Genomic DNA, 25,174 nt, shown 5'->3' with positions numbered 1-25,174 from the left:
TGCTGTTTGCGGGAGGCTAAGCGCGCTGTGGCTGGATAGCTCGGTTAAACTGCCCCCTTCCGACAAGAACGAGGGGGACGGCCATGGCGCCGAAGGATTTGCTGCTCGCGCTGGTGGTGGTGATCGCCTGGGGCGTCAACTTCGTGGTGATCAAAGTGGGTCTGCATGGCGTGCCGCCAATGTTGCTCGGCGCGCTGCGCTTCACCCTTGCTGCCGTGCCCGCCGTGTTTTTCGTCAAGCGCCCGCAGATGCCGTGGCGCTGGCTTCTTGCGTACGGCGCGACGATCTCGTTCGGCCAGTTCGCGTTTCTCTTTTCGGCCATGTACGTCGGCATGCCGGCCGGGCTCGCTTCGCTGGTGCTGCAGGCGCAGGCCTTCTTCACGCTGATCTTCGCCGGGCTGTTCCTGCATGAGCGCTTTCGCGCACCCAACGTGATCGGGCTGGCCATTGCCTCCGCGGGCCTCGCCGTGATCGGCATGCAAGGCGGCCATGCCATGACGCTCGCCGGCTTCGTGCTCACGTTGTGCGCGGCCGGCTCATGGGCGCTCGGCAACATCGTCACGAAGAAGGTCGGCAAGGTCGATCTGGTGGGGCTGGTGGTGTGGGGGAGCCTGATTCCGCCGCTGCCGTTCTTCGCGCTCTCCTACGCGTTCGAAGGCCCGCAACGGATCGCCGGGGCGCTGTCGGGCATCGATGCGACTTCGATCTTCGCGGTGGTGTATCTCGCCTTTATCGCGACGCTGCTCGGATACAGTCTGTGGAGCCGTTTGCTGTCGCGCTATCCGGCAAGCCAGGTCGCGCCGTTTTCGTTGCTCGTGCCGATTGTCGGTCTCGCCTCTGCCTCGGTGTTTCTCGACGAGCATTTGACGTCGCCGCAGATCGCGGGCGCCGCCCTCGTGATGGCGGGCCTGGCGGTGAACGTGTTCGGCGGCTGGCTCGTGCGGCGCTTCGTGCCGGCGCGCTGAGCGCCGCGTCGCGAGGGTTCGTGCCCGCGGGCGGGGCCAGCGTCAAACTGCGCGCCTCGAATACAAACGGCCGCACGCAGCGGCCGTTTTGCCCCACAGGCGCAAAATCGCCTCAGGTCATGCGGTTCTTCGCCAGCGGCGGATTCGCCGCGAAATACCGCTTGATGCCCTTCAGGATCGCGCTGGCCATCTGGTCGCGATAGGCGTCGTCGTTCAGGCGCCGCTCTTCGTCCGGATTGCTGATGAAGGCTGTCTCGACGAGGATCGACGGAATGTCCGGCGCCTTCAGCACGGCAAAGCCGGCCTGTTCGACCGAACCTTTGTGCAGCTTGTTGATGTCGCCGATCTCGTTGAGCACGAAGTTGCCGTAGCGCATCGAGTCGCGGATCTGCGCGGTGGTCGACATATCGAACAGCGCGCGATTCACCGAGGCGTCATCCGATTTGATGTTGATCCCGCCGATCTGGTCCGATGAGTTTTCCTTGTTCGCCATCCAGCGCGCCGCGGCGCTCGAGGCGCCGTGTTCCGACAGCGCGAATACCGACGAGCCGCGTGCGAGCGGCGTCGTGAACGCATCCGCGTGGATCGACACGAACAGGTCCGCGCCGACGCGCCGCGCTTTCTGCACGCGCACGTTCAGCGGCACGAAGAAATCGTCGTCGCGCGTCATCATCGAGCGCATGTTGGGCTGCGCATCGATCTTCGCGCGCAGCTTCTTCGCGATGTCGAGTGCGACGTGCTTCTCGTAGGTGCCCGCGCTGCCGATGGCGCCCGGGTCTTCGCCGCCGTGGCCCGGATCGATCGCCACGGTCAGCAGGCGCACCGTATTGCCCTTGCCCGACTTCGGCGAGGTGAAGGCGTAGGTGTCGTCGGTGCTGTCGTCGCCGCTGCCGTTGTTGGCCAGTGCGCTCGGCGGCGCCACCGGTTTGCTGGGCACGGGCGTCGGCGTCGGTGTCTGGGCGAGCGCATGTGGCGGTGGAACGGGCACCGGCGTTGTATGCACCGGCGGATGCGGCGCGTCAGGTGTGCCGCCGCTGTTCTGCGCGTAGCGGTCGAAGAACGCCTCGCTGTTGTCGGCGATGGGCGGTGTGGTGCCGGGGCCGCTCAGCGTCGTAGGCGGCGCGCTGTTCTCGTTGAGACGCTGCTGCTTGCGCTCGCTTTGCGCGATCAGGTCCATCAGCGGATCGGGTGCGACGGCGGGGTACAGGTCGAACACCAGCCGGTATTTGTACGAGCCGACCGGCGGCAGCGTGAACACCTGCGGTTTCACCGAACCCTTTAGGTCGAACACCATCCGCACCACATGCGGCTGATATTGGCCAACCCGCACCGCCTGAATCTGCGGATCGTTCGGCGTGATCTTCGAGACCAGGTCCTTGAGCGCCTGGTCGAGATCGAGGCCGTTCAGGTCCACCACCAGCCGGTCGGGATTTAGCAGCAATTGCTGGGTGTTCTGCAGCGGCTGATCGGATTCGATCGTCACGCGCGTGTAGTCGCGCGCCGGCCAGACCCGCACGCCGAGCACCGAGCTGGCCCAGGCGAGGCGCGGTGCGACGAGGCCGAGCACGAGCGACGAGGCACCGGCGCGCAGAATCTGCCGGCGCCGCCAGTTATGCGACGCCGTGGCGGCGGACTCGATCGAGCGAAATGGTTTGATTAACATCTTTCTAGACATGCCTTTCCTGATTCGCTGTAGGCTCGGGCAATCAGCAGCCGGCCGTCGCCGTCGACATCGAGCGAGAAAACAAGATCCGGCACGCCCAGCAGGCCGCCCGCGCGTTGCGGCCATTCGACGAGGCAAACCGCGCCGCTGTCGAAGTACTCGCGAAAGCCGGCGTCGGCCCATTCGGCCGGATCGGTGAAACGGTACAGATCGAAGTGATAGAGCTCAAGTTCCCCATCGGGTCTTTCGACCGCGTACGGCTCGACGAGCGTATAGGTAGGGCTGCGCACCCGGCCGGTGTGGCCGAGGCCGCGCAGCGTGGCGCGCACGAGGGTGGTTTTGCCGGCGCCGAGGTCACCGGTCAATTGCACCTGCAGGCCGTGGAAAGCAGCGTTGCCGCCGGGTGCCCGGTGCGCGGCGCGGCGCACGCTCTCGATCGCTGCCGCGAAACGCACGCCGAACGCATTGGTGGCGGCTTCGTCTGCGAGCGCAAAGTGGCGCTCGAGCAGGACGGCGGCGGACGGTTGGACCGAGAGATCGGAGTTGTCGGGCATTCTCGTAAAATGGCGTGATGAACCAAAGTACGGAGTCCCCCGTTTCCTGCACGCCTGCGTCCGATGACGATGCGCGTGCCGTGCGTTACCCGGATGAGGCGGCGCTGGCAGCGCTTGCCCTACGCATCAAGACGTGGGGCCGCGAACTAGGTTTCGGGGCGATCGGCATCAGCGACACCGATCTCTCCGCTGCCGAGGCGGGTCTCGCTGCTTGGCTCGAAGAGGGCTGCCACGGCGAGATGGATTATATGGCCAAACATGGGATGAAACGCGCGCGCCCCGCGGAGCTTGTGGCCCATACGCGACGGGTGATCAGCGCGCGGATGGCCTATTTGCCCGCTGATTTGCAAGCTCCTGCGCAACCTTTTCCGCAACCTCAGGCAGAGGATGGAACGGTGCTCGAAAGCGCGCTGCCGGAAGCGCGTGACTGGCGCGCCGACGAACATGCACGGCTTGCCGACCCGGGCGCCGCGGTGGTCTCGATCTACGCGCGCGGCCGCGACTATCACAAGGTGATGCGCAACCGCCTGCAGCAGCTCGCCGACAGAATCGAGGCGGAAATCGGCGCTTATGGGTACCGCGTCTTCACCGATTCGGCCCCGGTCCTCGAAGTCGAGCTTGCGCAGAAAGCCGGCGTCGGCTGGCGCGGCAAGCACACGCTGTTGCTGCAGCGCGACGCCGGCTCGCTGTTCTTTCTCGGCGAAATCTATCTGGATGTGCCGCTGCCGACCGACGCCGAGACCACACCGGCCGAGGCGCCGCAAACGCCGGGCGCGCACTGCGGCAGTTGCACGCGCTGTATCGATGCCTGCCCGACCGGCGCGATCGTCGCGCCCTACAAGGTCGATGCGCGCCGCTGCATCTCCTATCTGACCATCGAACTGAAAGGCAGTATTCCCCTGGATTTGCGGCCGCTGATCGGTAATCGTGTGTATGGCTGCGACGATTGCCAGCTCGTCTGTCCGTGGAACAAGTTTGCGAGGGCGGCGCCGGTTGCCGATTTCGACGTGCGTCACGGCCTCGATCGTGCGACGCTGGTCGAGCTGTTCGGCTGGAGCGCGGACGAGTTCGATACGCGCATGCAGGGCAGCGCGATTCGCCGCATCGGCTACGAAGCCTGGTTGCGCAATCTCGCGGTCGGCATGGGCAATGCGTTGCGCGCCGATCCGGCGAGCTTCACGGGCGAGGCGCGCGCGGCGATCGTCGAAGCCTTGCGCCGGCGTGTGGGCGATCCGTCGGCGCTGGTGCGCGAGCATGTCGCATGGGCGCTTGAAGCCGCCTAAGCCGGCGGCGTACAGTAGCGGAGTTCCGGCGCGGCAGCGAGCCGCGTCCGGGTTGGTTAAGCAAACCGGACCAGCACATCATGTTCAACGCAGTGATCGACGCGCCGTTCGGCAAGGTCGGCATTCGTCTCGAAGCCGACGCGGTGCGCGAGATCGTCTACTTGCCGGATTCGGTGGACAACATTGCACCCGATAGTCCACTCGCCAAAGAGGCCGCACAGCAGATCGAGCGTTATCTGGAGCGCGCCTCGGCGGGCTTCGACCTGCCGCTGGCCGCGGTGGGCACCGCGTTTCAGCAGCGCGTGTGGGCGGCGATCTGCGAGATCCCGCCGGGCGTGGTGCTGACCTATGGACAGCTCGCGAGGCAGGTGGGCAGCGTGCCGCGCGCAGTCGGCCAGGCGTGTGGCTCGAACTATTTCCCACTGGTGATTCCGTGTCACCGCGTGGTCGCGTCGAACGGCATTGGCGGCTTCGCGCATCACGCGGGCGACAACTTTTTCCGCAACGTGAAGCGCTGGCTGCTGGCGCACGAAGGCGTGCCCTACGCATGAGCGACACCATCCTTGCCGACGCCCCGGCGGCGTCTCCGTTGTTCGTGGCGAGCAGCGCCTCGATCGATGCGTTCTGCGACGCGCTGTGGCTCGAACACGGCCTGTCGCGCAACACGCTCGATGCTTACCGGCGCGACCTGCGTCTCTTTTGCGAGTGGCTCGCGCAGAGCCGCAACGCTTCACTCGATACCGCGAGCGAAGCGGATCTCACCGCGTATAGCGTGGTGCGGCAGAAAGACAAGTCGACCTCGTCGAACCGGCGGCTATCGGTGTTCCGGCGCTACTACGCATGGGCCGTTCGTGAGCATCGCGCCCAGGTGGATCCCACGCTGCGCATCCGCTCGGCCAAGCAGCCGGCGCGCTTTCCCGCGACGCTGAGCGAAGCCCAGGTCGAAGCGCTGCTCGGCGCGCCCGATATCGATACGCCGCTCGGGCTGCGCGACCGCACGATGCTGGAACTGATGTACGCGAGCGGCCTGCGCGTGACCGAACTCGTCACGCTGAAGACGGTGGAAGTGGGGCTCAACGAAGGCGTCGTACGGGTCATGGGCAAGGGCTCGAAAGAGCGCCTGATTCCGTTCGGCGAGGAGGCGCACGCGTGGATCGAGCGCTACTTGCGCGAGGCGCGTCCGGCGCTGCTGGGCGCTCGCGCGACCGATGCGCTGTTCGTGACCACGCGCGCCGAAGGCATGACGCGTCAGCAGTTCTGGAACATCATCAAGCGCCATGCCGCGGCCGCCGAGGTGCACGCGCCGCTCTCGCCGCATACGTTGAGACACGCGTTCGCGACGCATCTGTTAAATCACGGTGCCGATCTGCGCGTGGTGCAACTGCTGCTGGGCCACACGGATATTTCGACTACGCAGATCTATACGCACGTCGCGCGGGAGCGGCTGAAGTCGCTGCATGCGGCGCATCATCCGCGCGGGTGAGGTTGATCGGGCGCGGGAGCGTACTTTGGCGTGGTTGAAAACCATGCTGCGTTGCGGCTCGCGCGTTCATGAGTCCGTCTAAACCAGCTCGCGCAACCGGTGCTTGAGGATCTTGCCGGTCGAGGCGGCCGGCAGCACGGCAAGCGGGCGCACTTCGGCGGGACGCTTGTACGGTGCGAGACGTTCGCCGCACCAGGCAAGCAATTCAGCCGGCGTGACCTTGGCGCCGGCCTTCAGTTCGACAAAGGCGATCACTTCCTCGTTGCCTTGCACCGCGCGTCCGATCACCGCCGATTGCACGACCTCCGGGTGAGCGTTGAGCACATGCTCGACTTCCGCCGGATAGACGTTGAAACCCGAGCGGATGATCAACTCCTTGCTGCGCCCGGCGATGTGCAGCGCGCCGTCGGCGTCCTGACGCGCGAGATCGCCGGTTTTGAGCCAGCCCTCCGCGGTGATCGTGGCGCGCGTCTGCTCCGGATTGCGGTAGTAACCGAGCATGATGTTCGGACCACGCACCCACAACTCGCCGATTTCGCCTTGCGCGACATCGCTGCCCTCGGCGCTCACGAAGCGCACCTCGATGCCCGGAATCGCGTGACCGACGGAGCAATCGCTGCGCGGCGCATCCAGCATGGTTTGCGCGACCGTGGGGCTGCTCTCGGTCATGCCATAGCCGTTGTGCAGCGTCGTGCCATAGACGCTTTCGACCTGCGCCTTGAGCGCCGCGTCGAGCGGCGAGCCGCCCGAATAGGCGAAGCGCAGATGCGGCGCGGACCACGCATGGCCGTGGCTCTGCAGATGTTCGAGCAGCTTGGCGTGCATCGCGGGGACACCCTGAAAGATCGACACGCACTCTTCGGCGAGCGCGCGGCGCACCGCTTCCGGCACGAAACGCGGTGCGAGTCGCAAGGTGGCGCCCGCATACAGGCTGCCGAGGCATACCGAGGCGAACCCATAGACATGCGAGATGGGCAGGACGGCGTACACCACGTCGTGCGGACCGACACGGCGCAGGCTGCTAGACATCGCTGCGATAAACAGCAGATTGCGGTGCGACAGCATCACGCCTTTCGGTGAGCCGGTGGTACCGGTGGTGTAGATCAGCGCGGCGCATTGGCGCTCGCTGGCGTGCTCGATCGGCTCTGCTGCGACGGCGGCGTCGGCGGTATAGGACCACGCGCCGATATCCGGCGTGAGCGCGGGCGCCGCCACGGCGCCATGGCGTTGCGCATGCTGCTGCGCGTCGGGTGAGCTTTCGACGGCATAGGCCACGAGGCGCGGCTGCGCGTGCGCGCGGATCGCGTCGAGCTCGGCGGCGGACAGGCGCGCGTTCGACACCAGCGCCCATGCGTCGAGCTGCGCGGCGGCGAACAGCAGCACGATCTGCGCCACACTGTTTTCCGCGACGATCATCACCCGGTCGCCGCCGCGCACGCCTAGTTCGCGTAGCAGCGCCGCGGTCGCGTTCACAGCCTCGAGCAGTTGTGCGTTTGTCAGCCGGCGCGCGTCTTCGATCAGCGCGACATGCTGCGGATCGCGCGCCGCGGCGAGCGCCGGAATGTCGGCAATGCGGCGCGGTAACGCGGCCAGCAAGGCGGGCAGGTGGATGGTGCTGCGCGCTGGCGAGTCGTGGGTCAACGTTGTCTCCTTGAAACGATGGGGGTGCCTGATACGCGCTGCGCCCGGTGATTTCCGAACGATCGTGCCACAGCCCACGAGGGCGCACAATCGGCCGTTCGGCAAATAGCGGTTGCGCGAACTCGCCATTACAATGCGCCGATGAGCAAATCCAGACACGTCTCCGAGACGCCGGCAACGCAGTTTCTGCGCCGCCATAGCGTTGCCTTCGGGGAACACCCTTACGATTATGTCGAGCACGGCGGCACTGCGGAATCGGCGCGCCAGCTCGGCGTGGACGAGCACCAGGTCGTCAAGACGCTGGTGATGGAAGACGAGCACGCCAAGCCGCTGATCGTGCTGATGCACGGCGACCGCACCGTCTCCACCAAGAACCTCGCCCGGCAGATCGGCGCCAAGCGCGTCGAACCGTGCAAGCCCGAGGTGGCGAACCGGCACTCGGGCTACCTGATCGGCGGCACCTCGCCGTTCGGTACACGCAAGGCGATGCCGGTGTATGTGGAGTCGAGTATTCTCGAACTCGATAAGATCTGGCTGAACGGCGGGCGGCGCGGCTTTCTCGTCAGCATCGCGCCGCGTGTGCTCACCGAGTTGCTGGAAGCGCAGCCGGTGCAATGCGCGAGCGTCGACTGAGCGGGCTGCGCGCGGTCGCTGCGTTTGCTGTGGCCGCTGCGCATCCCGCCCGCCGCATGGGGGCGGGCAAACCCGAGGCGGCCCGGCGTTTTTCGGGCAACCCTCTACAAAAGTGGCTGGCTGCGGCGGGCCGGTTCGGTAGAATGTTCGCCGTTTCGTTCGTACCATGGGGCGCGTTGCGCACCTGTCGCGCTTTCCGATACCTATAAGAGTCCCCAGATGCAAAACCTGCTCGTCGCCTTCGTTGCCTATCTGATCGGTTCGGTGTCGTTTGCCGTGATCGTCAGTTCAGTGATGGGGCTGGCCGACCCGCGCTCGTACGGCTCGCAGAATCCCGGCGCTACCAATGTTCTGAGAAGCGGCAACAAGACGGCCGCGATTCTGACGCTGGTCGGCGATGCGTTCAAGGGCTGGCTCGCCGTCTGGCTCGTCAGCCATTTCGGCGCGCACTACGGCCTCGACGATACGGCGATCGCGCTGGCCGCGATCGCCGTGTTTCTCGGCCACCTGTATCCGGTGTTCTTCCGCTTCAAGGGCGGCAAGGGTGTCGCCACCGCCGCCGGCGTGCTGCTCGCCATCAATCCGGTGCTCGGTCTTGCCACGCTGCTGACCTGGCTGATCGTCGCGTTCTTCTTCCGCTATTCGTCGCTCGCGGCGCTCGTGGCGGCGGTGTTCGCGCCGCTCTTCGACGGCTTCCTGTTCGGCGCGAACATCATCGCGCTGGCGATCGTCGCCATGAGCTCGCTGCTGATCTGGCGCCATCGCGGCAATATTGCCAAGCTGATGGCGGGGCAGGAAAGCCGCATCGGCGGCAAGAAGAAGGCCGAGGCGCAGACAACTGCCAAGCGGCACTGAGGTTGCCTGCTGAAGCTGGTGACGTTACCGAAGGTGGGTGCTGGGGCTGCAGAAAGCGCCGCCGAGGCGGACGAGCCGGCCGGATGCGCCGCGATGACTGCCGGCTCGCGGCTCGCGGCTCGCTTGCGGGCGCCGCGGCTAGCGGTTTCAACGCGGTTGCAAAGCCCCGGCATCGCGCCGGGGCTTCCGGCGCCGCGCGCCTCAGCGCTTTAGTCGCGGAAGTTGTTGAAGTCGAGCGGCGTATCCGTGACATCCTTGCGCAGCAGTGCAATCACGCTCTGCAGGTCGTCGCGCTTGGTGCCCGAGACGCGCACGGCATCGCCCTGAATGCTCGCCTGCACCTTGATCTTGCTGTCTTTCACGAGCCTGACGATTTTCTTCGCCAGATCGCCCGACACGCCTTTTTTCACGGTGACGACCTGCTTGACCTTGTCGCCGCCGATCTTCTCGATCTTGCCGTAGTCGAGGAAGCGCACGTCCACGTTGCGCTTGGCCATTTTCGACACCATCACGTCCTTAACCTGGCTCAGCTTGAAGTCGTCGTCGGCGTAGAGCGTCAGTTCATGTTCCTTATGCTCGACACGCGCGTCCGATCCCTTGAAGTCGAAGCGGGTGGAAATCTCCTTGTTGGACTGCTCGATCGCGTTCTTGACTTCGATCATGTTGGCTTCGCAGACGACGTCAAACGATGGCATTGCTTTCTCCCAAAATAGTGCTGCGGTGCCTGGCGCTGCCGGACGGCTGCGCGAGACGCACTCGCTATAATCACGAACCGGACGTCATTTTACCGACGCCTTTCTCTTTTGCCCAAGGCCGCTGCGGATGACCGCCCGGCCTGCCGCAGATGGCCCTCACATTCCGATGTCCCTGATGTCCCAGTCCGACTCCCCGGTTTTCCTCAGCGGGTATCCGCTCAAGGCCCACAACACCTTTGGCTTCGATGTGCGCGCGCGGTTCGCGTGCCGTATCGAGCGCGAGGACCAACTGCTGGCCGCGGTGCGCGATCCGCGAGCCTCGGGTTTGCCGCGGCTGGTGCTGGGCGGCGGCAGCAACGTCGTGCTGAGCGGCGACTTCGATGGCCTCGTGTTGCTGGTGGCGCTGCGCGGCCGGCGTCTCGCGCGGGAAGACGATGATGCATGGTACGTCGAAGCGTCCGCCGGCGAGAACTGGCACGAGTTCGTGGCCTGGACCCTCGCGCAGGAGATGCCCGGGCTCGAGAACCTCGCGCTGATTCCGGGGACGGTTGGCGCCGCGCCGATCCAGAACATCGGTGCCTACGGCCTGGAAATGGGCGAACGCTTCGCTTCGCTGCGCGCAGTGGAGCTGGCGACCGGCGTGGTACACGAACTCGACGCGGCAGCCTGCCGGTTCGGCTATCGCGACAGTTTCTTCAAGCGCGAAGGGCGCGACCGCTTTGTGATTACGTCCGTCACCTTTCGCTTGCCGAAGGCGTGGGTGCCGCGCGCGAGCTATGCCGACATCGCACGCGAACTGGCCGCCGAGGGGCATGGTGACACATCGCCGAGCGCTCAGGCGATTTTCGACGCAGTCGTGGCGGTGCGGCGGGCAAAACTGCCCGACCCGGCGCAGCTCGGCAATGCGGGGAGCTTCTTCAAGAATCCGGTGCTCGACGCGGCGCAGTTTGAAGCGTTGCAGCGGCGCGAGCCGGAGGTGGTGTCATACCGGCAGGCCGACGGTGCGGTGAAGCTCGCGGCGGGCTGGTTGATCGACCGGTGCGGCTGGAAGGGACGCGCGATGGGCGCGGCGGCCGTGCATGACCGGCAGGCACTGGTGCTGGTGAATCGCGGCGGGGCGAGTGGGGCGGACGTGCTGGCGCTGGCGTGGGCGATCCAGCGCGATGTGCGCGAGCGGTTTGGGGTCGAGCTGGAGGTGGAGCCGGTTTGTTTGTAGGCGCCGGTTACTGGAGCCGACTGGGTGTCGCAAGAGATAAAAAAGGCGCCAGGAGTGATGATCCTGGCGCCTTTTTGCTGGCTGCTAGCATGGGGTTTGGGGCCGCTCAGCCTCGCTGCGTTGCCTTTGCATTTTGGCTTCGGCGCGCCCGCGGCGCTCAACTTCGCGCGGCGCGTAGGTTAGGTGACGCCTCTCAAGGAAACGCCGGGCAGCCCCACAAGTTTCCCGCCCCGAAGGAAGTCCCCTCGGGGGCCTGACGCGTGAGCGGCAGGTCTGGGGGCGCTCAGGAGCTAACCTCAGCGCGCCTCGTGCGGATATTCGCTCAGTGGTTCAGCTTGCCGAGCAACAAGAATTCCATCAAGGCCTTTTGGACGTGCAGGCGGTTTTCCGCCTCGTCCCAAACGACGCTTTGCGGCCCGTCGATCACCTCCGCGCTGACTTCCTCGCCACGGTGAGCCGGCAGGCAGTGCATGAAGAGCGCGTCAGGTTTGGCGCGCGCCATCATCTCGGCGTCCACGCACCAGTCGGCAAATGCCGTCTTGCGCGCTTCGTTTTCCGCCTCGAAGCCCATGCTGGTCCAGACGTCAGTGGTGACGAGGTCCGCCCCGGCGCAAGCCTCGTTCGGATCGTCGAACTCTTCGAAGAACGGCGTGCTTTCCGCTGCGACCATGGCGTGGTCGAGCCTGTACCCCGGCGGGGTGGACAGGCGCAGCTTGAAGCCGAGAATCTGCGCCGCTTCGATCCAGGTGTACAGCATGTTGTTGGCGTCGCCGACCCATGCCACCGTCTTGCCGCGAATCGGGCCGCGATGCTCGTAATACGTGAAGACGTCGGCCAGCACCTGGCAAGGGTGGTACTCGTTGGTCAGGCCGTTGATGACCGGTACGCGCGAGTTCTCGGCAAAGCGCTTGAGGATGTCCTGGCCGAAGGTGCGGATCATGATGATGTCCACCATGCGCGAGATCACCTGCGCCGCGTCTTCGAGCGGCTCGCCGCGACCCAGTTGCGTATCCCGCGTGCTCATGAACACCGCGTGGCCGCCCAACTGGAAGATGCCCGCTTCGAACGACAGGCGCGTGCGCGTCGAGTTCTTCTCGAAGATCATCGCCAGCGTGCGGTCGTGCAGCGGGTGGTAGGTCTCGTAGCTCTTGAATTTGCGCTTCAGAATGCGTGCGCGTTCCAGCACGTACTCGTAGTCTTCCAGCGAGAAATCGTTGAACTGCAGGTAGTGGCGAATTTTCTTGGCGGTCATAAAACAAATACGGCGGTTTCACCCGGCGAAATTGCCGGACTGTGCCGCCGTCGTTTGTGGTAACTCTAGGCAGCATAAAGGATTTTGCCCCGTTTGACGAGCTAGCCAGAAGGCCTGACGAGCATTCCGGCATGAACGTGGGAACCTTGGCTGGATTCTTGTGTGCAGTGCGGAAAAAGGTCCGCTGCGCTATAATCGCGGGGTTTCCAAAAGCCCAGCAGACAGGCTCCGTGCTTGCGGAACACGGCTCGCGTGCCCGGAAAGCCTTTCCTCGCGGCGCGCCGTCGTGACGATTGCCGAGGTGGCCCTGACCGGCGCTGTGGCACCCGCGGACTTCGTGCCCGGGGTCGTTTATACGGCGGCTTGAGTGAGCCGGTCAGGCAAGCCGCATTCGCTGGCGTTTTGCTGGGCAGTCACACAGGTATCCCTACATGGCCGAAGCAGCTCCAACCGAATATTTCATTCAGGGCATTACCAAGAGCGGTAAGAAGTTTCGGCCGAGCGACTGGTCGGAGCGACTCGCTGGGGTGATGTCCATGTTCGGGCCGGGTGCGAAAAAAGGACCGAACGCCTACATGCAGTACTCGCTTTACGTTCGCCCTACGATGCTCGACGATCTCAAGTGCGTCATCCTCGATTCGCGGTTGCGCGATATCGAGCCGATGGCATTCGATTTCGTCATGAACTTCGCGAAGGACAATGACCTTGTGGTGACCGAGGCCTGCGAGCTGCCTCCCGACCACGGCACGCAACAGGCGCTCAAGGCTAAGTAACAAGGAAGCTTGCCGCGACCCAGGCAACAACGAAACTGGGGCAGCATGGTGAATGGAAGCGATAAAACCCGCGAGAGCGGGTTTTTTTACGCCCGGCAGGCCGAGGGAGTGGCCTGCCGGGCCAAACAAAAAAGCCCGCCTAAGCGGGCTTTCATGCTGCAGCGGAAACAGGAGGTAGCCCACCGAAGCGGGCCGACCGGATTTACTGCGCTGCGGGCGCTTGCAGACCCTTGATGGCTGCAGCGAGGCGGCTCTTATGGCGAGCTGCCTTGTTCTTGTGAACGATTTTCTTGTCGGCGATGATGTCGATCGTCTTCGACGACGCCAGGAAGATCTCAGCGGCCTTAGCCTTGTCGCCGGCGTCGATCGCCTTGCGAACGGCCTTGATTGCCGTGCGGAACTTCGAGCGCAGCGCCGAGTTGTGCGAGTTTGCTTTCGCGGCCTGACGGGCGCGCTTGCGTGCTTGTGCGGAGTTAGCCATGACGGTTCCTTATCCTGTTCCTGTTTCCAGTACCTGACCTTCAAGTGGCCGGGCGCTGCTTTTAGATCGAACCCTTGGAAGCGATTGCCCAAGAGCGCAAAAAATGTCGAGATTACTGATTCAACTACGCGAAATCAGGCCCGTTTCAGCAGGCATCGAGAGCGTGTTTAGGGCGCACTCACATGCTCTTCGAAAATTGAGCGAGCTTCGAAACCGGCGATTATAGCAACAAAAACAGGCACGTGGCAAACGGAAACATGCGATTCGGCCAATGAATTGTCCCGCCTGGTTGGTGTGGCGCTGGCCGTTTAGAGCATGGCGCAGAGGGCAGGCAACCGGCCCGGCGCCGGAAAACGCGCCGAAGCCCGTCGCCAACCTGCTCGGAATGTGCTCCGAAGCGAACGTCTGCGCCAGAAATCGGTCCGATTCGCGTCCCGGCTCGTCGTCCGTACTTGCGGCACCCGTATAATAAGCGCCCCATGAATCTATTCCGAGCCCTGCTGACGGTCAGCGGCTTCACGCTGCTGTCGCGCGTGACCGGACTGGCCCGCGAAACGTTGATCGCCCGTGCGTTCGGCGCCAGCCAATTCACCGACGCGTTCTACGTCGCCTTTCGCATTCCCAATCTGCTGCGCCGGATTTCCGCGGAGGGTGCGTTCTCGCAGGCGTTCGTGCCGATTCTTGCCGAGTTCAAGAACCAGCAGGGGCACGACGCGACCAAGGCGCTCGTCGACGCCACCTCGACGGTGCTCGCCTGGGCGCTGGCGATCCTGTCGCTGATCGGCGTCGTTGGGGCCTCCGGCGTGGTGTTCGTGGTCGCGTCGGGTCTCGCGCATGACGGCCAGGCGTATCCGCTCGCCGTCGCGATGACGCGCATCATGTTCCCGTACATCGTATTCATCTCGCTGACGTCGCTGGCCTCGGGCGTGCTGAATACTTACAAGAACTTTTCGCTGCCGGCCTTCGCGCCGGTGCTGCTGAACGTCTCGTTCATCGTCGCGGCTGTGTTCGTCGCGCCGCATATGAAGACGCCGGTCTATGCGCTCGCCTGGGCGGTGATTGTCGGCGGCGTGCTGCAGTTCCTCGTGCAGTTGCCCGGTCTCAAGAAGATCGAGATGGTGCCGCGCATCGGCTGGAACCCGGTGCGCGCGCTCGCGCATCGCGGCGTCAAGCGCGTGCTCTCGAAGATGGTGCCGGCGATGTTCGCCGTCTCCGTCGCGCAAATCAGCCTGATCATCAATACGAACATTGCCTCGCGCATCGGACCGGGCGCCGTCTCGTGGATCAACTACGCCGACCGGCTGATGGAATTCCCGACTGCGCTGCTCGGCGTCGCGCTCGGCACGATTTTGCTGCCGAGCCTCTCCAAGGCGCACGTCGATGCCGACCCGCACGAGTACTCGTCGCTGCTCGATTGGGGCCTGCGCGTCACTTTCCTGCTCGCCGCGCCGAGCGCGATCGCGCTGTTTTTCTTCGCTGAGCCGCTCACCGCAACGCTGTTTCACTATGGCAAGTTCGACGGCCACTCGGTCGTGATGGTGGGGCGTGCGCTGGCGGCGTACGGGGTCGGGCTGATCGGGCTCATCCTCATCAAGATTCTCGCGCCGGGCTTCTATGCCAAACAGGACATCAAGACGCCGGTGAAGATCGGGATCGGCGTGCTGGTCGTTACGCAGTTGAGCAACTTCGTCTTTGTGCCGATCTTTGCACACGCAGGGTTGACCCTCAGCGTCGGGCTCGGCGCCTGTGTGAACGCCCTGCTGTTGTTCATCGGCTTGCGCCGGCGCGGCATCTATATGCCGTCGAGCGGCTGGCTGGTTTTCTTCGTGCAAATGATCGGCGCATGTCTCGTGCTCGCAGGCGTCATGCACTGGTTCGCCATCAGCTTCGACTGGATCGGCCTGCATGCCCAGCCGCTCGCACGCATCGTGTTGTTGGCTGCGTGCCTCGTGCTGTTTGCTGCGCTATATTTCGGTATGCTCTGGCTGATGGGCTTCAAATACGCGTATTTCAGAAGGCGAGTGAAGTGATCACGACGACGCGGGTTCTCGACTATTTCAGTACGCTGGTCGCCGAAGACGACAGTCTGCCCCTGACCGAGGCAGCGCTCTCGCTGGCACAGGACGCTTACCCCGATCTCGATCTGCAAGGCGCGCTCGCCGAGATCGACGAACTGGTGGTGCGCCTGCAACGCCGCATGCCGGCAGACGCCGACATCAAGCAGAAAGTCGGCATTCTCAATCGCTTTTTCTTCCGCGAGCTGGGTTTCGGCAGCAACCTCAACGATTACTACGATCCCGACAACAGCCATCTGAACGTGGTGCTGAAACGGCGCCGCGGCATTCCGATTTCGCTGGCCGTGCTGTATCTGGAGATGGCCGAGCAGATCGGCGTTCCGGTGCGCGGCGTGTCGTTTCCCGGTCATTTCCTGCTGCGTGTGACGACGCCTGATGGCGACGTGATGCTCGATCCGACCACCGGGCACTCGCTCTCGGAGTCGGAGATGGTCGAGATGCTCGAGCCGTATGTGGCGTCGGCGGGCGAGTCGGTCAGCCGCGCCTTGCGCATGCTGCTGCAGCCGGCCACGCGCCGCGAGATCATTGCGCGCATGCTGCGCAACCTGAAGGCCACCTATCTTCAGACGGAACGCTGGCAGCGCCTGCTAGGCGTGCAGCAGCGACTGGTGATTCTGTTGCCCGAGAGCATCGAGGAAGTGCGCGACCGCGGTTTCGCTTATGCGCGGCTCGACTATCTGCGTCCGGCGCTCGAAGATCTGGAGCGTTACCTGGGCGACCGGCCCGATGCCGACGATGCGACGGTCGTCGAGTCGCAGTTGCACGAGTTACGCCAGCGCACGCAGCATAACGATCGGGACTAACCCAACCAGGAAAAGCAGAACGCCTGCGATGCGCATCGAGCGCGTCGCAGGCGTTTAATTTGTCTGCCGTCAATCGTGCAGGGTGCATCATCATCGTGCCTCGGGCAACTGAGCAGCGCGCCACCCGAGGCACGGCGAGCAAGCCGGATTACTTCGGCTGCATCCGGATCGCGCCGTCGAGGCGAATCACTTCGCCGTTGAGCATCGGATTGTCGAAGATCTGCTTGGCGAGCATCGCGTATTCCACCGGCTTGCCGAGGCGCGGCGGGAACGGCACCATCGCGCCGAGCGCGTCTTGCACTTCTTGCGGCATGCCGAGCAGCATCGGCGTTTCGAAGATGCCGGGGGCAATCGTCATCACGCGGATCGCGTTGCGCGACAGATCGCGTGCGATCGGCAGCGTCATGCCGACCACGCCGCTCTTCGAGGCTGCATACGCGGCCTGGCCGATCTGGCCGTCGAACGCCGCCACCGATGCGGTGTTGATGATCACACCGCGCTCGCCGCCGGCATTCGGCTCGTTCTTCGCCATCGCCGCAGCGGCGAGGCGGATCATGTTGAATGTGCCGATCAGGTTGATCGAGATGGTCCGGGTGAACGAGTCGAGCGGATGCGGGCCGTCCTTGCCGACGGTCTTGATGGCCGGCGCGACGCCCGCGCAGTTGATCAGCCCGCGCAGCGTGCCGAGCTGCGTCGCGGCAGAGACCGCCTGGGTGGCGTCGTCTTCGCGGCTCACATCGCATTTCACGAACACACCGCCCAGTTCCTGCGCGAGCGCGGTGCCGGCGTCCTGATTCAGGTCGGCGACCACGATCTTGCCGCCTTCCGCGGCGAACAGGCGCGCCGTGGCGGCGCCAAGGCCCGATGCACCGCCGGTGATCAGGAATACGTTGTCACGAATCTCCATGTCTTCTCCTTCAATTCAGTTCAGTAACCGTCAGGATCGAATATCTTTTCGATGGTCGATTGTAACGGCTGTGCTGCAGCGCGGAAAGCGAAAGGGAGGGGCATTTGCACCGGTGTGGTGCGTTGACGAGTCGCTCGATTTGTTCTGGATAACTGAGCAAGTTGGCTGTGGCGAGAACGGCAAGCAGGGTCGGCTGCGGATTGCATACTGACCTGCGCGGCAGTGTCGCGCTTTGAATCAACCCGCATTTCGAGGCGGCGATAAAAAACCCGCCCAGATGGGCGGGTTTTGCCGAAGCGGATCTCACGCCTTGCCGGGCGAGCGGTGCAGCCTTGATCGTGGCCTCGCTCGCCAGTTAACGCCAGCCGCCTTACTTCAATGCGTCGAACACACGCGTGCGGATTTCATCGACGCTGCCGAGGCCGGAGATCGCGCGGTACTGCGGCGCCTTCAGGCTGCTCGCTGCATCGCCGTGGCTGGCCCATGTGTTGTAGTACTCGATCAGCGGCTTGGTTTGTGCGACATACACGTCCAGACGCTTCTTGACCGTTTCTTCCTTGTCGTCGTCGCGCTGGATCAGCGGTTCGCCCGTGACGTCGTCGACATTCTCGACCTTCGGCGGGTTGAACTTGACGTGATAGGTACGGCCCGACGCAGCGTGCACGCGACGGCCGCTCATCCGCACGATGATCTCTTCAAACGGCACGTCGATTTCCAGCACGTAGTCGATCGCGACGCCCGCCTGCTTCATGGCTTCCGCTTGCGGCAGCGTGCGCGGAAAACCGTCGAACAGATAGCCGTTCGCGCAGTCCGCTTCTTTCAGACGCTCTTTGACGAGGTTGATGATCAGCTCGTCCGACACCAGTTCGCCCGCGTCCATGAAACGCTTCGCTTCAACGCCGAGCGGCGAGCCGGCCTTGACGGCCGCGCGCAGCATGTCGCCGGTGGAAATTTGCGGAATGCCGAACTTTTCCTTGATGAAAGTCGCCTGAGTGCCCTTGCCCGCTCCGGGAGCACCCAACAGGATCAAACGCATGTGATATCTCCAGATCTATGTGAATTCTTGCGTGGCGCGACGCTTGAAGCTCATCTTGCTAGCTTGTCTGCGCGTTGGTTTCAGGGGGCCCGCATCGAACTGGCCGCGGTGCGCCTCGCGCTGCACGTTAATGACGACGGCGCTGCAAGGGGACAACGGGACGACCGGACAAACCCTGACGAACGATCATTGCAGATGGTGCGCACAACCGTTTGATTATGCCATGGGTTTTTACGCTGACGGATCGAATAACGACCTTACGCGGGCGAGGTCGGCGGCCGTGTCGACGCCCGGCAGGGGCACGTCGTCGGTGACGAGGACCGCAATCCGCTCGCCATGCCACATCGCACGCAACTGTTCGAGCGCCTCGGCCTGCTCGATCGGCGAGAGCGTGAGCGATGGATAGGAGCGCAGAAACTTTGCACGATATGCATACAGGCCGATATGCCGGTAGACCGTCGCGGGAGCAGGCGGCGCGGGCATGGCGGCGATCTCGGGCCAGTGCGGCTGGTAGGCGTCGCGAGCCCACGGGATCGGCGCGCGCGAGAAGTAGAGCGCCACGCCGCGCGCGTCGAGGACGACCTTGACGACGTTCGGATTGAAGATCTCGGTGGGGTCGCTGATCGGGTGCGCCGCCGTCGCGATGGCGCAGCCGGGGTTGGCGGCGAGGTGCGACGCAACGCCGCACACCAGCGCGGGATCGATCAGCGGTTCGTCGCCCTGCACGTTGACGACGATCGTGTCGTCGCTCCAGCCGAAATGCGCGGCCACTTCCGCGAGACGGTCGGTGCCCGACGGATGGTCGGCGCGCGTCAGTATGGCTTCGATGCCGTGTTGGCGTGCGACCTCGAGGACCGCCTGCGCATCCGATGCAATCAGCACCTGCTGTGCGCCCGAGGCGAGCGCGCGTTCCGCGACGCGCACGACCATCGGCTTGCCGCCGATGTCGGCGAGCGGCTTGTTGGGCAGACGGGTCGACGCGAGCCGTGCCGGAACCACGGCAATGAACGGCGGTGCGGCGGGGACGGTGGCGGGATGGGCTTGAGTCATCGGGAAGGCGGCGGCAAGACCGCAACAAGACGCGGAAGAAGGCGCGCGAACCGGGGGCGCACGCCGACGAAAACGACTGGAGCGGCTAAGCCGCTCCGCAGGCAAGCTGGCGTAAGGTGCAGAGGCCGGCTAAGGCCTGTTGACTACAGTGGTGACCGCAGCCGTGGTGTCACGCGCCAGGCGCCGGATTGCTGGCCTCAGGATTCAACGGCTCGACCGGCGTGCCCTCGACTGTCTGACGGGCTTCGTCCACCAGCATCACGGGGATGCCGTCGCGGATCGGATACGCCAGCTTGTCTGCGTTGCAGATGAGCTCCTGTGCCGAACGATCGTAGCTGAGCGGGCCCTTGCAGATCGGGCAGACGAGAATTTCAAGCAGGCGAGCGTCCACGGACTTTCTCCACAACTAATTCAATGAGGCGATGATCGAGCGCGGCTTCAACCGGGACAACCCAGATGCGCGCATCGTGCCAGGACCCCAATTTTACCGCATCCTTTTCGGTGATCAGGATCGCATCCGCATCGACAGCGGCGAACGGATTGCTGCTGAACGCATAGTGATCCGGCAGGGCACGGGTCTCAGGCGTGAGGCCCGCGGCGCGCAAGGTCGCGAAAAAACGCTCAGGCGAGCCGATGCCGGCCGCGGCCAGCACCCGGTCGCCGCTGAATTGCGCGAGCGGGCGGCGCAGTGCCGGATTGCCCAGATGCCACGCGTCGCCGGGCGTGAGGGCGAGCGCGAAGGTGTTGGGCCAGGGCGGCAGCGTCCGTTCGTATGGGTTGTTGATCAGCGTCGCATCGCGGCGGCGCGACAGCGGCTCGCGCAACGGACCGGCCGGTAGCAGAAAGCCGTTGCCGCCGAGCCGATGGTCGAACACCACCAGTTCGGCGTCGCGGGCGAGGCGGTAGTGCTGCAGGCCGTCGTCGCTGACGATCACGTCGACATCGCGATGCGCGGCGCACAGCGCCCGCGCGGCGGCCACCCGGTCCGGACAGACCCAGACCGGCGCGCCGGTGCGGCGGGCGATCAACAGGGGTTCGTCGCCGGCGTCCTGCGGCGCCGAGGCGGGCGTGACCGGCGTCGGCCGCTTGATTTGCGCGCCATAACCGCGCGAGACGACGCCGGGCTGGAAGCCGGCGCCCCGTAGCGCCTCGACCAGCGCGATCACGGTTGGCGTCTTGCCGGTGCCGCCGACCGTCACGTTGCCGACCACCACCACCGGCACGCCGACGCGTTGCGCCTTGAGCCAGCCGAGCGCAAAGGCCGCGCGACGCGCGGCGGCGATCGCGCCGAACACGCAGGCGAACGGCAGCATCGCCCAGGCCAGCGGGCCGCGCTGTTGCCACTCGCGGGCAAGACGCGTTTCGAGTTGGGCTTTGACTTCGCTCATGAGGACAATGCCGGTGCGCACAGCGGATGCGGCATCGCTTCAGGTGACGCGATACACGGGACAAGTATCAACGCGTTTCTCCGGGCGGGACGAACGGGACAGGGCGCACGCCGCACGCGTCGTACGCCGCGCATGATGCCCTTGAAACCCGGCACTCTAGCGCGCGAGCGTCGTGCGCCGCAAGTCGCGTCGGTTGCACCCGGTGGCCCGATGGCGGCGATGCGTGCCTCGGCAGCCTGTGGATAACTTTGTGGAGAACCTGCCGTCGACGAGGCTGGAAAGGCCATTCCGCGCGGGTCTTGTCGGTATGCATTGATACTAACAACATATAAAAACTTTTTAAATCAATGGGTTAACTCGATGCAACTGGGCTCTCCACGCGCTTTGGCAACGCTTCGTAAGCTTCTCCTGGCATGTGGACACTTTTAACAATTCGTACAACACGCTGGACGCGGATGGCCGCTCGGTCTATCGTCTGTCCGGCCTGTCATCCCTATTCTTCGCATGAACTCCGAAAGTCCTTTTTCGTCGCCGTCCACGCCGGGTGGCGAGGTCGTGGTGCCGGTGTCGGCGCTCAATCGCGCCATTGGCGCGATGCTCGAACGCTCGTTTCCGCTCGTCTGGGTGGCGGGGGAAGTGTCGAATTTCACGCGCGCCGCGAGTGGCCACTGGTATTTCTCGATCAAGGATGCCCAGGCGCAGATGCGCTGCGTGATGTTTCGCGGCCGCGCGCAGTACGCCGAGTTCACGCCGCGCGAAGGCGACCGGATCGAGGTGCGCGCGCTCGTCACGATGTACGAGCCGCGCGGCGAGCTGCAGCTCAATGTCGAAGCGGTACGCCGTACCGGACAAGGACGGCTGTATGAAGCGTTTCTGAAGCTCAAGGCGCAGCTCGAAGCTGAAGGGCTGTTTGCCGCCGAGCGCAAGCGACCGTTGCCGGCGCATCCGCGCGCAATCGGCATCGTCACCTCGTTGCAGGCTGCCGCGCTGCGCGACGTGCTGACTACCCTGCAACGCCGTGCGCCGCATATCCCGGTGATCGTCTATCCCGCGCCGGTGCAGGGCGTGGGCGTGAGTGCGAAACTCGCGGCGATGGTCGAGACGGCCAACGCACGGCGCGAGATCGATGTGCTGATCGTGTGCCGTGGCGGCGGTTCGATTGAAGACCTGTGGGCCTTCAACGAAGAGGTGCTGGCGCGGGCGATTGCCGAAAGCCGCGTGCCGGTCGTGAGCGGCGTCGGTCACGAAACCGATTTCACGATTGCCGACTTCGCCGCCGACGTGCGCGCGCCGACTCCGACCGGCGCGGCTGAACTCGTCAGTCCGCAACGCGTGCTGTTGCTGCGCGATCTCGATCACCGGCACGCAACCCTTGCACGCGGCTTTGGCCGCATGATGGAGCGGCGCGCGCAACAACTCGACTGGCTGGCGCGCCGGCTGGTCTCGCCCTCCGAGCGGCTCGCGCGGCAACGTACGCACTTGCAGCAGCTCAGCGTGCGGCTTGGGTCCGCGGGCGCGCGGCCAGTGCGTGATGCAAGAGCACGTTTTTCGCTGCTGCAGATGCGCTGGCAGCACTGGCGTCCGGACCTGGCTGCGCATCACGCGGCACTGAACTCATTGGCACAGCGTCTTGACGGCGCGGTATTGCGTCAGCACGAACGGCATACGGCACGCGTGACCACGCTGGCCGCACGTCTTGAGGTGCTGAGTCCGCAGCGCACCCTCGAACGTGGTTACGCGGCTGTGCTCGATGCGCAGAACGGTCGCGCGGTGCGTGCGCCGGCCTCGTTGAAGCCCGGGCGGCGGCTCACCGTGCACCTTGCCGAAGGTGCGGCGGATATCACGCTCGCCGATGTGCAGGCCCGTCTTGCAGACGGGTTCTGAGAACCTTCTGGCGTTGCACTTTTGACCGTGACGATGGCATGGCGCGAGCACTAATTACGTCCACTGGGCGGCCTTTCCACGCATGCCTGACATAAAGTCCGCTGGTTTGCGGGGTTATTCCAACTCGCCTACAATCGAGTGCTCCACAGCGTTATCCGCAGACTCCCCCACACACAGATAGAAGGAAAGCACCATGGAACATACGCTCCCGCCGCTGCCGTTCGCGAAAAACGCACTCGTTCCGCATATGTCGGAAGAGACGCTCGAGTTTCACTATGGCAAGCACCACCAGACCTATGTGACCAACCTGAACAATCTGATCAAGGGCACGGAGTTCGAGAACCTGTCGCTTGAAGAGATCGTCAAGAAGGCATCGGGCGGCATCTTCAACAACGCTGCGCAAATCTGGAATCACACGTTCTTCTGGAACAGCCTCTCGCCGCAAGGTGGCGGTGCACCGTCGGGCGCACTCGGCGACGCGATCAACGCGAAGTGGGGCTCCTATGACAATTTCAAGGCCGAGTTCGCGAAGACCGCAGTCGGCACGTTCGGCTCGGGCTGGGCATGGCTCGTGAAGAAGGCAGACGGCTCGCTCGACCTCGTCTCGACCAGCAACGCTGCTACGCCGCTGACCACCGACGCGAAGGCACTGCTGACGATCGACGTGTGGGAGCACGCGTACTACATCGACTATCGCAACGCACGTCCGAAGTTTGTCGAAGCGTTCTGGAACATCGTGAACTGGGACTTTGCTGCGAAGAACTTCGCGTAAGGTTTCAGGCGGTGCGGCGTGACCGTTCAGGTTGAACAGTCCGTACGCTGCGCCGCATGCAGGCTTGGTCCGTTAGTGACAGTGAGAGCCCTCCAGCGTGAGGGCTTTCTGTTTTTCGGGCATTGCAGTTTGCCATTTACGGCAAACTCGCCGGCGCCGCCGTTACTTCGTTGCTCCACTCAGCGCGACTCGAATGAGTTGCGCTGAGTGGTGGGGGCGTCACGTTGCTAACTGGCTGCGTACGACTGCGGGCTTATTCGGCATCCGAAGTTGCTGCCGCCTTGCGCGGCCGACGGCTGCGGGCGGTGGATTTGCGCGCGGTCTTGCGGGCAGCGGGTTCTTCCGCAGCAGGACGAGCAGGCGCCTCTTGCGGCACATCGCTTTCGGACGCGGCTTCAACCGGTTTTACCGCAGCCTTCTTCGTCTTCTTGGCCGCCGCTGGTTTTCGGTTGCCGCGTCCCTTACGCCGCGTTTCCTGATTGCCCTGCGCTTCGCCCGATTCACCCGCTTCGCCCACTTCGACGGCCGGTTCCGGCTCTGTGGCAAACAACTCGGGTTGGGCAACCGTTTCCGCTTGCTCCTCTTCGGGCTCGTCGTACGCGAAGGGCGAACGGCCACCGTGGTTGAAGAGAACCTCGTCCTGTTCAACGGAAAGCGCTTGTGCCTCGTGATGGCCGGCACCCGTTTGTTCGTCACGCGTTGCAGCAGGTGATTCGCGTTCCGTCTTGCGGTTGCCGCGACCGCGGCGGCGTGCATCCTGCTTGCGGCCCGCTTCCGGCGGCTGGGTCGATTTCGCCGGCCGTCCGGAGTGTTCCGCTTGTGCTGGTTGCGCCGCTTCCGTAGAGAGCGGCTCCTGAGCCTGTTCAACCGGTTCGCTTACCGCCTCGCCGCCCGTCGTCACAACGGTGCTGCGATACACATACGCGCCCGACTTCTCGTCACGGCCGAACTCGAGCAGGCCGCGCGCCTGTGCTTCTTCAAGCAGATTGCCGAAGGCGCGAAAGCCGTAATACGTTTCGTTGAAATCCGGCTTGCGTCGCTTGATGGCGTTTTTCAGCACCGAGGCCCAGATCTTGCCGCTGTCGCCACGCTCCGAAGCGAGTGCATCGAAGGTCTGCACGGCGATTTCGACCGCTTTGGTCCGGCGTGTTTCCAGGTCTTCCTTGGGGCGCTTTTCTTCATTCGGCGCCTGCTTGGCGGCAGTAGTTGCGGGCTGCTGCGCCGGACGCGCCGTTTCGCGCTTGACCACGCTGCGTTGACTTTCGCGCACCAGGTCGTCGTAGAAAATGAATTCGTCGCAATTGGCGATCAGCAGGTCGGACGTGGATCGCTGCACGCCCACGCCGATCACCTGTTTGGCGTTCTCGCGCAGCTTGGAGACCAGCGGCGAGAAGTCGGAGTCGCCGCTGATGATGACAAACGTGTTGACGTGCGATTTGGTGTAGCAGAGATCGAGCGCGTCGACGACGAGACGAATGTCCGCGGAATTCTTGCCTGACTGGCGCACGTGCGGAATTTCGATCAACTCGAAGTTGGCCTCGTGCATGGTGCCCTTGAAGCTCTTGTAGCGCTCCCAGTCGCAATACGCCTTCTTGACGACGATGCTGCCCTTGAGCAGCAGGCGTTCGAGCACCAGCTTGATGTCGAATTTCTCGTACTTCGCATCGCGTACGCCAAGGGCGACGTTTTCGAAGTCGCAGAACAGCGCCATGCTGATGGTTTCGTTGGGTGACGCCATGTATTTCTCCAGTGAGGCAACCGTCGA

General features: G+C 64.3%; 24 protein-coding genes. 12 read left to right on the top strand and 12 right to left on the bottom strand.

The genetic code is table 11. The features are described 5' to 3' along the window. The first annotated feature begins 83 nt into the window (after window positions 1-83). The gene (locus tag AC1ECK_RS20485; protein ID WP_480322111.1) at window positions 84-965 is read left to right on the top strand and encodes an EamA family transporter; all 882 of its coding nucleotides are present in this window, start codon (window positions 84-86) and stop codon (window positions 963-965) included. A 112-nt stretch (window positions 966-1,077) separates the two neighbouring features. Here AC1ECK_RS20485 and AC1ECK_RS20480 read toward each other — a convergent pair whose 3' ends face one another. Both AC1ECK_RS20480 and tsaE read right to left on the bottom strand, forming a co-directional pair. After that, on the bottom strand, window positions 1,078-2,640 hold the full coding sequence (locus AC1ECK_RS20480; RefSeq protein ID WP_480322109.1) for an N-acetylmuramoyl-L-alanine amidase: 1,563 nt from the start codon (window positions 2,638-2,640) through the stop codon (window positions 1,078-1,080). Further along, window positions 2,622-3,182, bottom strand: coding sequence for a tRNA (adenosine(37)-N6)-threonylcarbamoyltransferase complex ATPase subunit type 1 TsaE (gene tsaE / locus AC1ECK_RS20475; protein ID WP_480322107.1), 561 nt, complete (start codon window positions 3,180-3,182; stop codon window positions 2,622-2,624). Before tsaE ends, AC1ECK_RS20480 begins: the two co-directional genes overlap by 19 nt. A gap of 17 nt (window positions 3,183-3,199) precedes the next feature. Here tsaE and queG point away from each other — a divergent pair, with 17 nt between their 5' ends. The 3 genes from queG (at window position 3,200) to xerD (ending at window position 5,948) form a co-directional block, all read left to right on the top strand. Further along, the gene (queG, locus tag AC1ECK_RS20470; protein ID WP_480322105.1) at window positions 3,200-4,465 is read left to right on the top strand and encodes a tRNA epoxyqueuosine(34) reductase QueG; all 1,266 of its coding nucleotides are present in this window, start codon (window positions 3,200-3,202) and stop codon (window positions 4,463-4,465) included. Between the two features lie 80 nt (window positions 4,466-4,545). Next, on the top strand, window positions 4,546-5,016 hold the full coding sequence (locus tag AC1ECK_RS20465; protein ID WP_480322103.1) for a methylated-DNA--[protein]-cysteine S-methyltransferase: 471 nt from the start codon (window positions 4,546-4,548) through the stop codon (window positions 5,014-5,016). After that, on the top strand, window positions 5,013-5,948 hold the full coding sequence (xerD, locus tag AC1ECK_RS20460) for a site-specific tyrosine recombinase XerD (protein ID WP_480322101.1): 936 nt from the start codon (window positions 5,013-5,015) through the stop codon (window positions 5,946-5,948). Before AC1ECK_RS20465 ends, xerD begins: the two co-directional genes overlap by 4 nt. A gap of 78 nt (window positions 5,949-6,026) precedes the next feature. Here the strand turns inward: xerD and AC1ECK_RS20455 are convergent, their stop codons facing one another. Next, window positions 6,027-7,589 (bottom strand): class I adenylate-forming enzyme family protein, encoded by a 1,563-nt coding sequence (locus AC1ECK_RS20455; RefSeq protein WP_480322099.1) that lies wholly within the window; start codon window positions 7,587-7,589, stop codon window positions 6,027-6,029. A 141-nt stretch (window positions 7,590-7,730) separates the two neighbouring features. Between AC1ECK_RS20455 and ybaK the strand changes: the two genes are divergently transcribed. After that, window positions 7,731-8,222, top strand: coding sequence for a Cys-tRNA(Pro) deacylase (ybaK, locus tag AC1ECK_RS20450; protein ID WP_480322097.1), 492 nt, complete (start codon window positions 7,731-7,733; stop codon window positions 8,220-8,222). 219 nt (window positions 8,223-8,441) lie between these two features. Then, a complete protein-coding gene (plsY, locus tag AC1ECK_RS20445; RefSeq protein ID WP_480322095.1) occupies window positions 8,442-9,077 on the top strand; it encodes a glycerol-3-phosphate 1-O-acyltransferase PlsY in 636 nt (211 codons plus the stop codon). Window positions 9,078-9,286: 209 nt separating this feature from the next. On the opposite strand, the gene AC1ECK_RS20440 is transcribed toward plsY, so the two are convergent. Beyond that, window positions 9,287-9,772 (bottom strand): YajQ family cyclic di-GMP-binding protein, encoded by a 486-nt coding sequence (locus AC1ECK_RS20440; protein ID WP_480322093.1) that lies wholly within the window; start codon window positions 9,770-9,772, stop codon window positions 9,287-9,289. Between the two features lie 175 nt (window positions 9,773-9,947). On the opposite strand from AC1ECK_RS20440, the gene murB reads away from it, so the two are divergent. Then, a complete protein-coding gene (gene murB / locus AC1ECK_RS20435; protein WP_480322091.1) occupies window positions 9,948-10,988 on the top strand; it encodes a UDP-N-acetylmuramate dehydrogenase in 1,041 nt (346 codons plus the stop codon). Between the two features lie 322 nt (window positions 10,989-11,310). Here murB and argF read toward each other — a convergent pair whose 3' ends face one another. Further along, on the bottom strand, window positions 11,311-12,240 hold the full coding sequence (argF, locus tag AC1ECK_RS20430) for an ornithine carbamoyltransferase (protein ID WP_480322090.1): 930 nt from the start codon (window positions 12,238-12,240) through the stop codon (window positions 11,311-11,313). Window positions 12,241-12,671: 431 nt separating this feature from the next. Between argF and AC1ECK_RS20425 the strand changes: the two genes are divergently transcribed. Continuing rightward, entirely contained in the window at window positions 12,672-13,013 is a 342-nt protein-coding gene (locus AC1ECK_RS20425; protein WP_480322088.1) for a DUF3579 domain-containing protein, read from the top strand. Window positions 13,014-13,215: 202 nt separating this feature from the next. Here AC1ECK_RS20425 and rpsT read toward each other — a convergent pair whose 3' ends face one another. Then, window positions 13,216-13,494, bottom strand: coding sequence for a 30S ribosomal protein S20 (gene rpsT / locus AC1ECK_RS20420; RefSeq protein ID WP_007180577.1), 279 nt, complete (start codon window positions 13,492-13,494; stop codon window positions 13,216-13,218). A gap of 479 nt (window positions 13,495-13,973) precedes the next feature. On the opposite strand from rpsT, the gene murJ reads away from it, so the two are divergent. Both murJ and AC1ECK_RS20410 read left to right on the top strand, forming a co-directional pair. Continuing rightward, entirely contained in the window at window positions 13,974-15,524 is a 1,551-nt protein-coding gene (gene murJ / locus AC1ECK_RS20415; protein ID WP_480322085.1) for a murein biosynthesis integral membrane protein MurJ, read from the top strand. Further along, on the top strand, window positions 15,521-16,372 hold the full coding sequence (locus AC1ECK_RS20410; RefSeq protein ID WP_480322083.1) for a SirB1 family protein: 852 nt from the start codon (window positions 15,521-15,523) through the stop codon (window positions 16,370-16,372). The genes murJ and AC1ECK_RS20410 overlap by 4 nt, the downstream gene beginning before the upstream one ends. Window positions 16,373-16,520: 148 nt before the next feature. On the opposite strand, the gene AC1ECK_RS20405 is transcribed toward AC1ECK_RS20410, so the two are convergent. The 5 genes from AC1ECK_RS20405 to lpxK all read right to left on the bottom strand — a co-directional run bounded on the left by AC1ECK_RS20405 (window position 16,521) and on the right by lpxK (window position 20,753). Next, window positions 16,521-17,279 carry a 3-hydroxyacyl-CoA dehydrogenase gene (locus tag AC1ECK_RS20405; RefSeq protein WP_480322081.1) on the bottom strand — a complete coding sequence of 253 codons (759 nt, stop codon included), beginning with the start codon at window positions 17,277-17,279 and terminating at the stop codon, window positions 16,521-16,523. A 370-nt stretch (window positions 17,280-17,649) separates the two neighbouring features. After that, window positions 17,650-18,315: an adenylate kinase gene (gene adk, locus AC1ECK_RS20400; RefSeq protein WP_480322080.1), complete on the bottom strand. Its 666-nt coding sequence runs from the start codon at window positions 18,313-18,315 to the stop codon at window positions 17,650-17,652. Between the two features lie 231 nt (window positions 18,316-18,546). Then, window positions 18,547-19,365, bottom strand: a complete 819-nt coding sequence (kdsB, locus tag AC1ECK_RS20395) for a 3-deoxy-manno-octulosonate cytidylyltransferase (RefSeq protein ID WP_480322078.1) — start codon at window positions 19,363-19,365, stop codon at window positions 18,547-18,549. 169 nt (window positions 19,366-19,534) lie between these two features. Then, window positions 19,535-19,756: a Trm112 family protein gene (locus tag AC1ECK_RS20390; RefSeq protein ID WP_480322076.1), complete on the bottom strand. Its 222-nt coding sequence runs from the start codon at window positions 19,754-19,756 to the stop codon at window positions 19,535-19,537. Further along, window positions 19,737-20,753, bottom strand: a complete 1,017-nt coding sequence (gene lpxK / locus AC1ECK_RS20385; protein WP_480322074.1) for a tetraacyldisaccharide 4'-kinase — start codon at window positions 20,751-20,753, stop codon at window positions 19,737-19,739. The genes AC1ECK_RS20390 and lpxK overlap by 20 nt, the downstream gene beginning before the upstream one ends. Window positions 20,754-21,257: 504 nt before the next feature. Between lpxK and xseA the strand changes: the two genes are divergently transcribed. Continuing rightward, window positions 21,258-22,637, top strand: coding sequence for an exodeoxyribonuclease VII large subunit (gene xseA, locus AC1ECK_RS20380; RefSeq protein ID WP_480322072.1), 1,380 nt, complete (start codon window positions 21,258-21,260; stop codon window positions 22,635-22,637). Window positions 22,638-22,830: 193 nt separating this feature from the next. Next, complete coding sequence (gene sodB / locus AC1ECK_RS20375) at window positions 22,831-23,409, top strand: superoxide dismutase [Fe] (RefSeq protein ID WP_480322070.1); 579 nt, start codon at window positions 22,831-22,833, stop codon at window positions 23,407-23,409. Window positions 23,410-23,662: 253 nt separating this feature from the next. On the opposite strand, the gene AC1ECK_RS20370 is transcribed toward sodB, so the two are convergent. Beyond that, window positions 23,663-25,147, bottom strand: a complete 1,485-nt coding sequence (locus AC1ECK_RS20370; RefSeq protein WP_480322068.1) for an NYN domain-containing protein — start codon at window positions 25,145-25,147, stop codon at window positions 23,663-23,665. Between the last annotated feature and the right edge of the window lie 27 nt (window positions 25,148-25,174).

It is taken from the genome of Paraburkholderia sp. SSBN10T, assembly GCF_056619545.1.
This window is presented reverse-complemented; position numbering and strand designations above follow the sequence as displayed.

Bases quoted from the DNA above. Each gene is read 5' to 3' on its own strand.
- AC1ECK_RS20485 (WP_480322111.1), top strand. From the start codon at position 84: ATGGCGCCGAAGGATTTGCTGCTCGCGCTGGTGGTGGTGATCGCCTGG.
- AC1ECK_RS20480 (WP_480322109.1), bottom strand. From the start codon at position 2,640: ATGTCTAGAAAGATGTTAATCAAACCATTTCGCTCGATCGAGTCCGCC.
- tsaE (WP_480322107.1), bottom strand. From the start codon at position 3,182: ATGCCCGACAACTCCGATCTCTCGGTCCAACCGTCCGCCGCCGTCCTG.
- queG (WP_480322105.1), top strand. From the start codon at position 3,200: ATGAACCAAAGTACGGAGTCCCCCGTTTCCTGCACGCCTGCGTCCGAT.
- AC1ECK_RS20465 (WP_480322103.1), top strand. From the start codon at position 4,546: ATGTTCAACGCAGTGATCGACGCGCCGTTCGGCAAGGTCGGCATTCGT.
- xerD (WP_480322101.1), top strand. From the start codon at position 5,013: ATGAGCGACACCATCCTTGCCGACGCCCCGGCGGCGTCTCCGTTGTTC.
- ybaK (WP_480322097.1), top strand. From the start codon at position 7,731: ATGAGCAAATCCAGACACGTCTCCGAGACGCCGGCAACGCAGTTTCTG.
- plsY (WP_480322095.1), top strand. From the start codon at position 8,442: ATGCAAAACCTGCTCGTCGCCTTCGTTGCCTATCTGATCGGTTCGGTG.
- AC1ECK_RS20440 (WP_480322093.1), bottom strand. From the start codon at position 9,772: ATGCCATCGTTTGACGTCGTCTGCGAAGCCAACATGATCGAAGTCAAG.
- murB (WP_480322091.1), top strand. From the start codon at position 9,948: ATGTCCCAGTCCGACTCCCCGGTTTTCCTCAGCGGGTATCCGCTCAAG.
- argF (WP_480322090.1), bottom strand. From the start codon at position 12,240: ATGACCGCCAAGAAAATTCGCCACTACCTGCAGTTCAACGATTTCTCG.
- AC1ECK_RS20425 (WP_480322088.1), top strand. From the start codon at position 12,672: ATGGCCGAAGCAGCTCCAACCGAATATTTCATTCAGGGCATTACCAAG.
- rpsT (WP_007180577.1), bottom strand. From the start codon at position 13,494: ATGGCTAACTCCGCACAAGCACGCAAGCGCGCCCGTCAGGCCGCGAAA.
- murJ (WP_480322085.1), top strand. From the start codon at position 13,974: ATGAATCTATTCCGAGCCCTGCTGACGGTCAGCGGCTTCACGCTGCTG.
- AC1ECK_RS20405 (WP_480322081.1), bottom strand. From the start codon at position 17,279: ATGGAGATTCGTGACAACGTATTCCTGATCACCGGCGGTGCATCGGGC.
- adk (WP_480322080.1), bottom strand. From the start codon at position 18,315: ATGCGTTTGATCCTGTTGGGTGCTCCCGGAGCGGGCAAGGGCACTCAG.
- kdsB (WP_480322078.1), bottom strand. From the start codon at position 19,365: ATGACTCAAGCCCATCCCGCCACCGTCCCCGCCGCACCGCCGTTCATT.
- lpxK (WP_480322074.1), bottom strand. From the start codon at position 20,753: ATGAGCGAAGTCAAAGCCCAACTCGAAACGCGTCTTGCCCGCGAGTGG.
- xseA (WP_480322072.1), top strand. From the start codon at position 21,258: ATGAACTCCGAAAGTCCTTTTTCGTCGCCGTCCACGCCGGGTGGCGAG.
- sodB (WP_480322070.1), top strand. From the start codon at position 22,831: ATGGAACATACGCTCCCGCCGCTGCCGTTCGCGAAAAACGCACTCGTT.
- AC1ECK_RS20370 (WP_480322068.1), bottom strand. From the start codon at position 25,147: ATGGCGTCACCCAACGAAACCATCAGCATGGCGCTGTTCTGCGACTTC.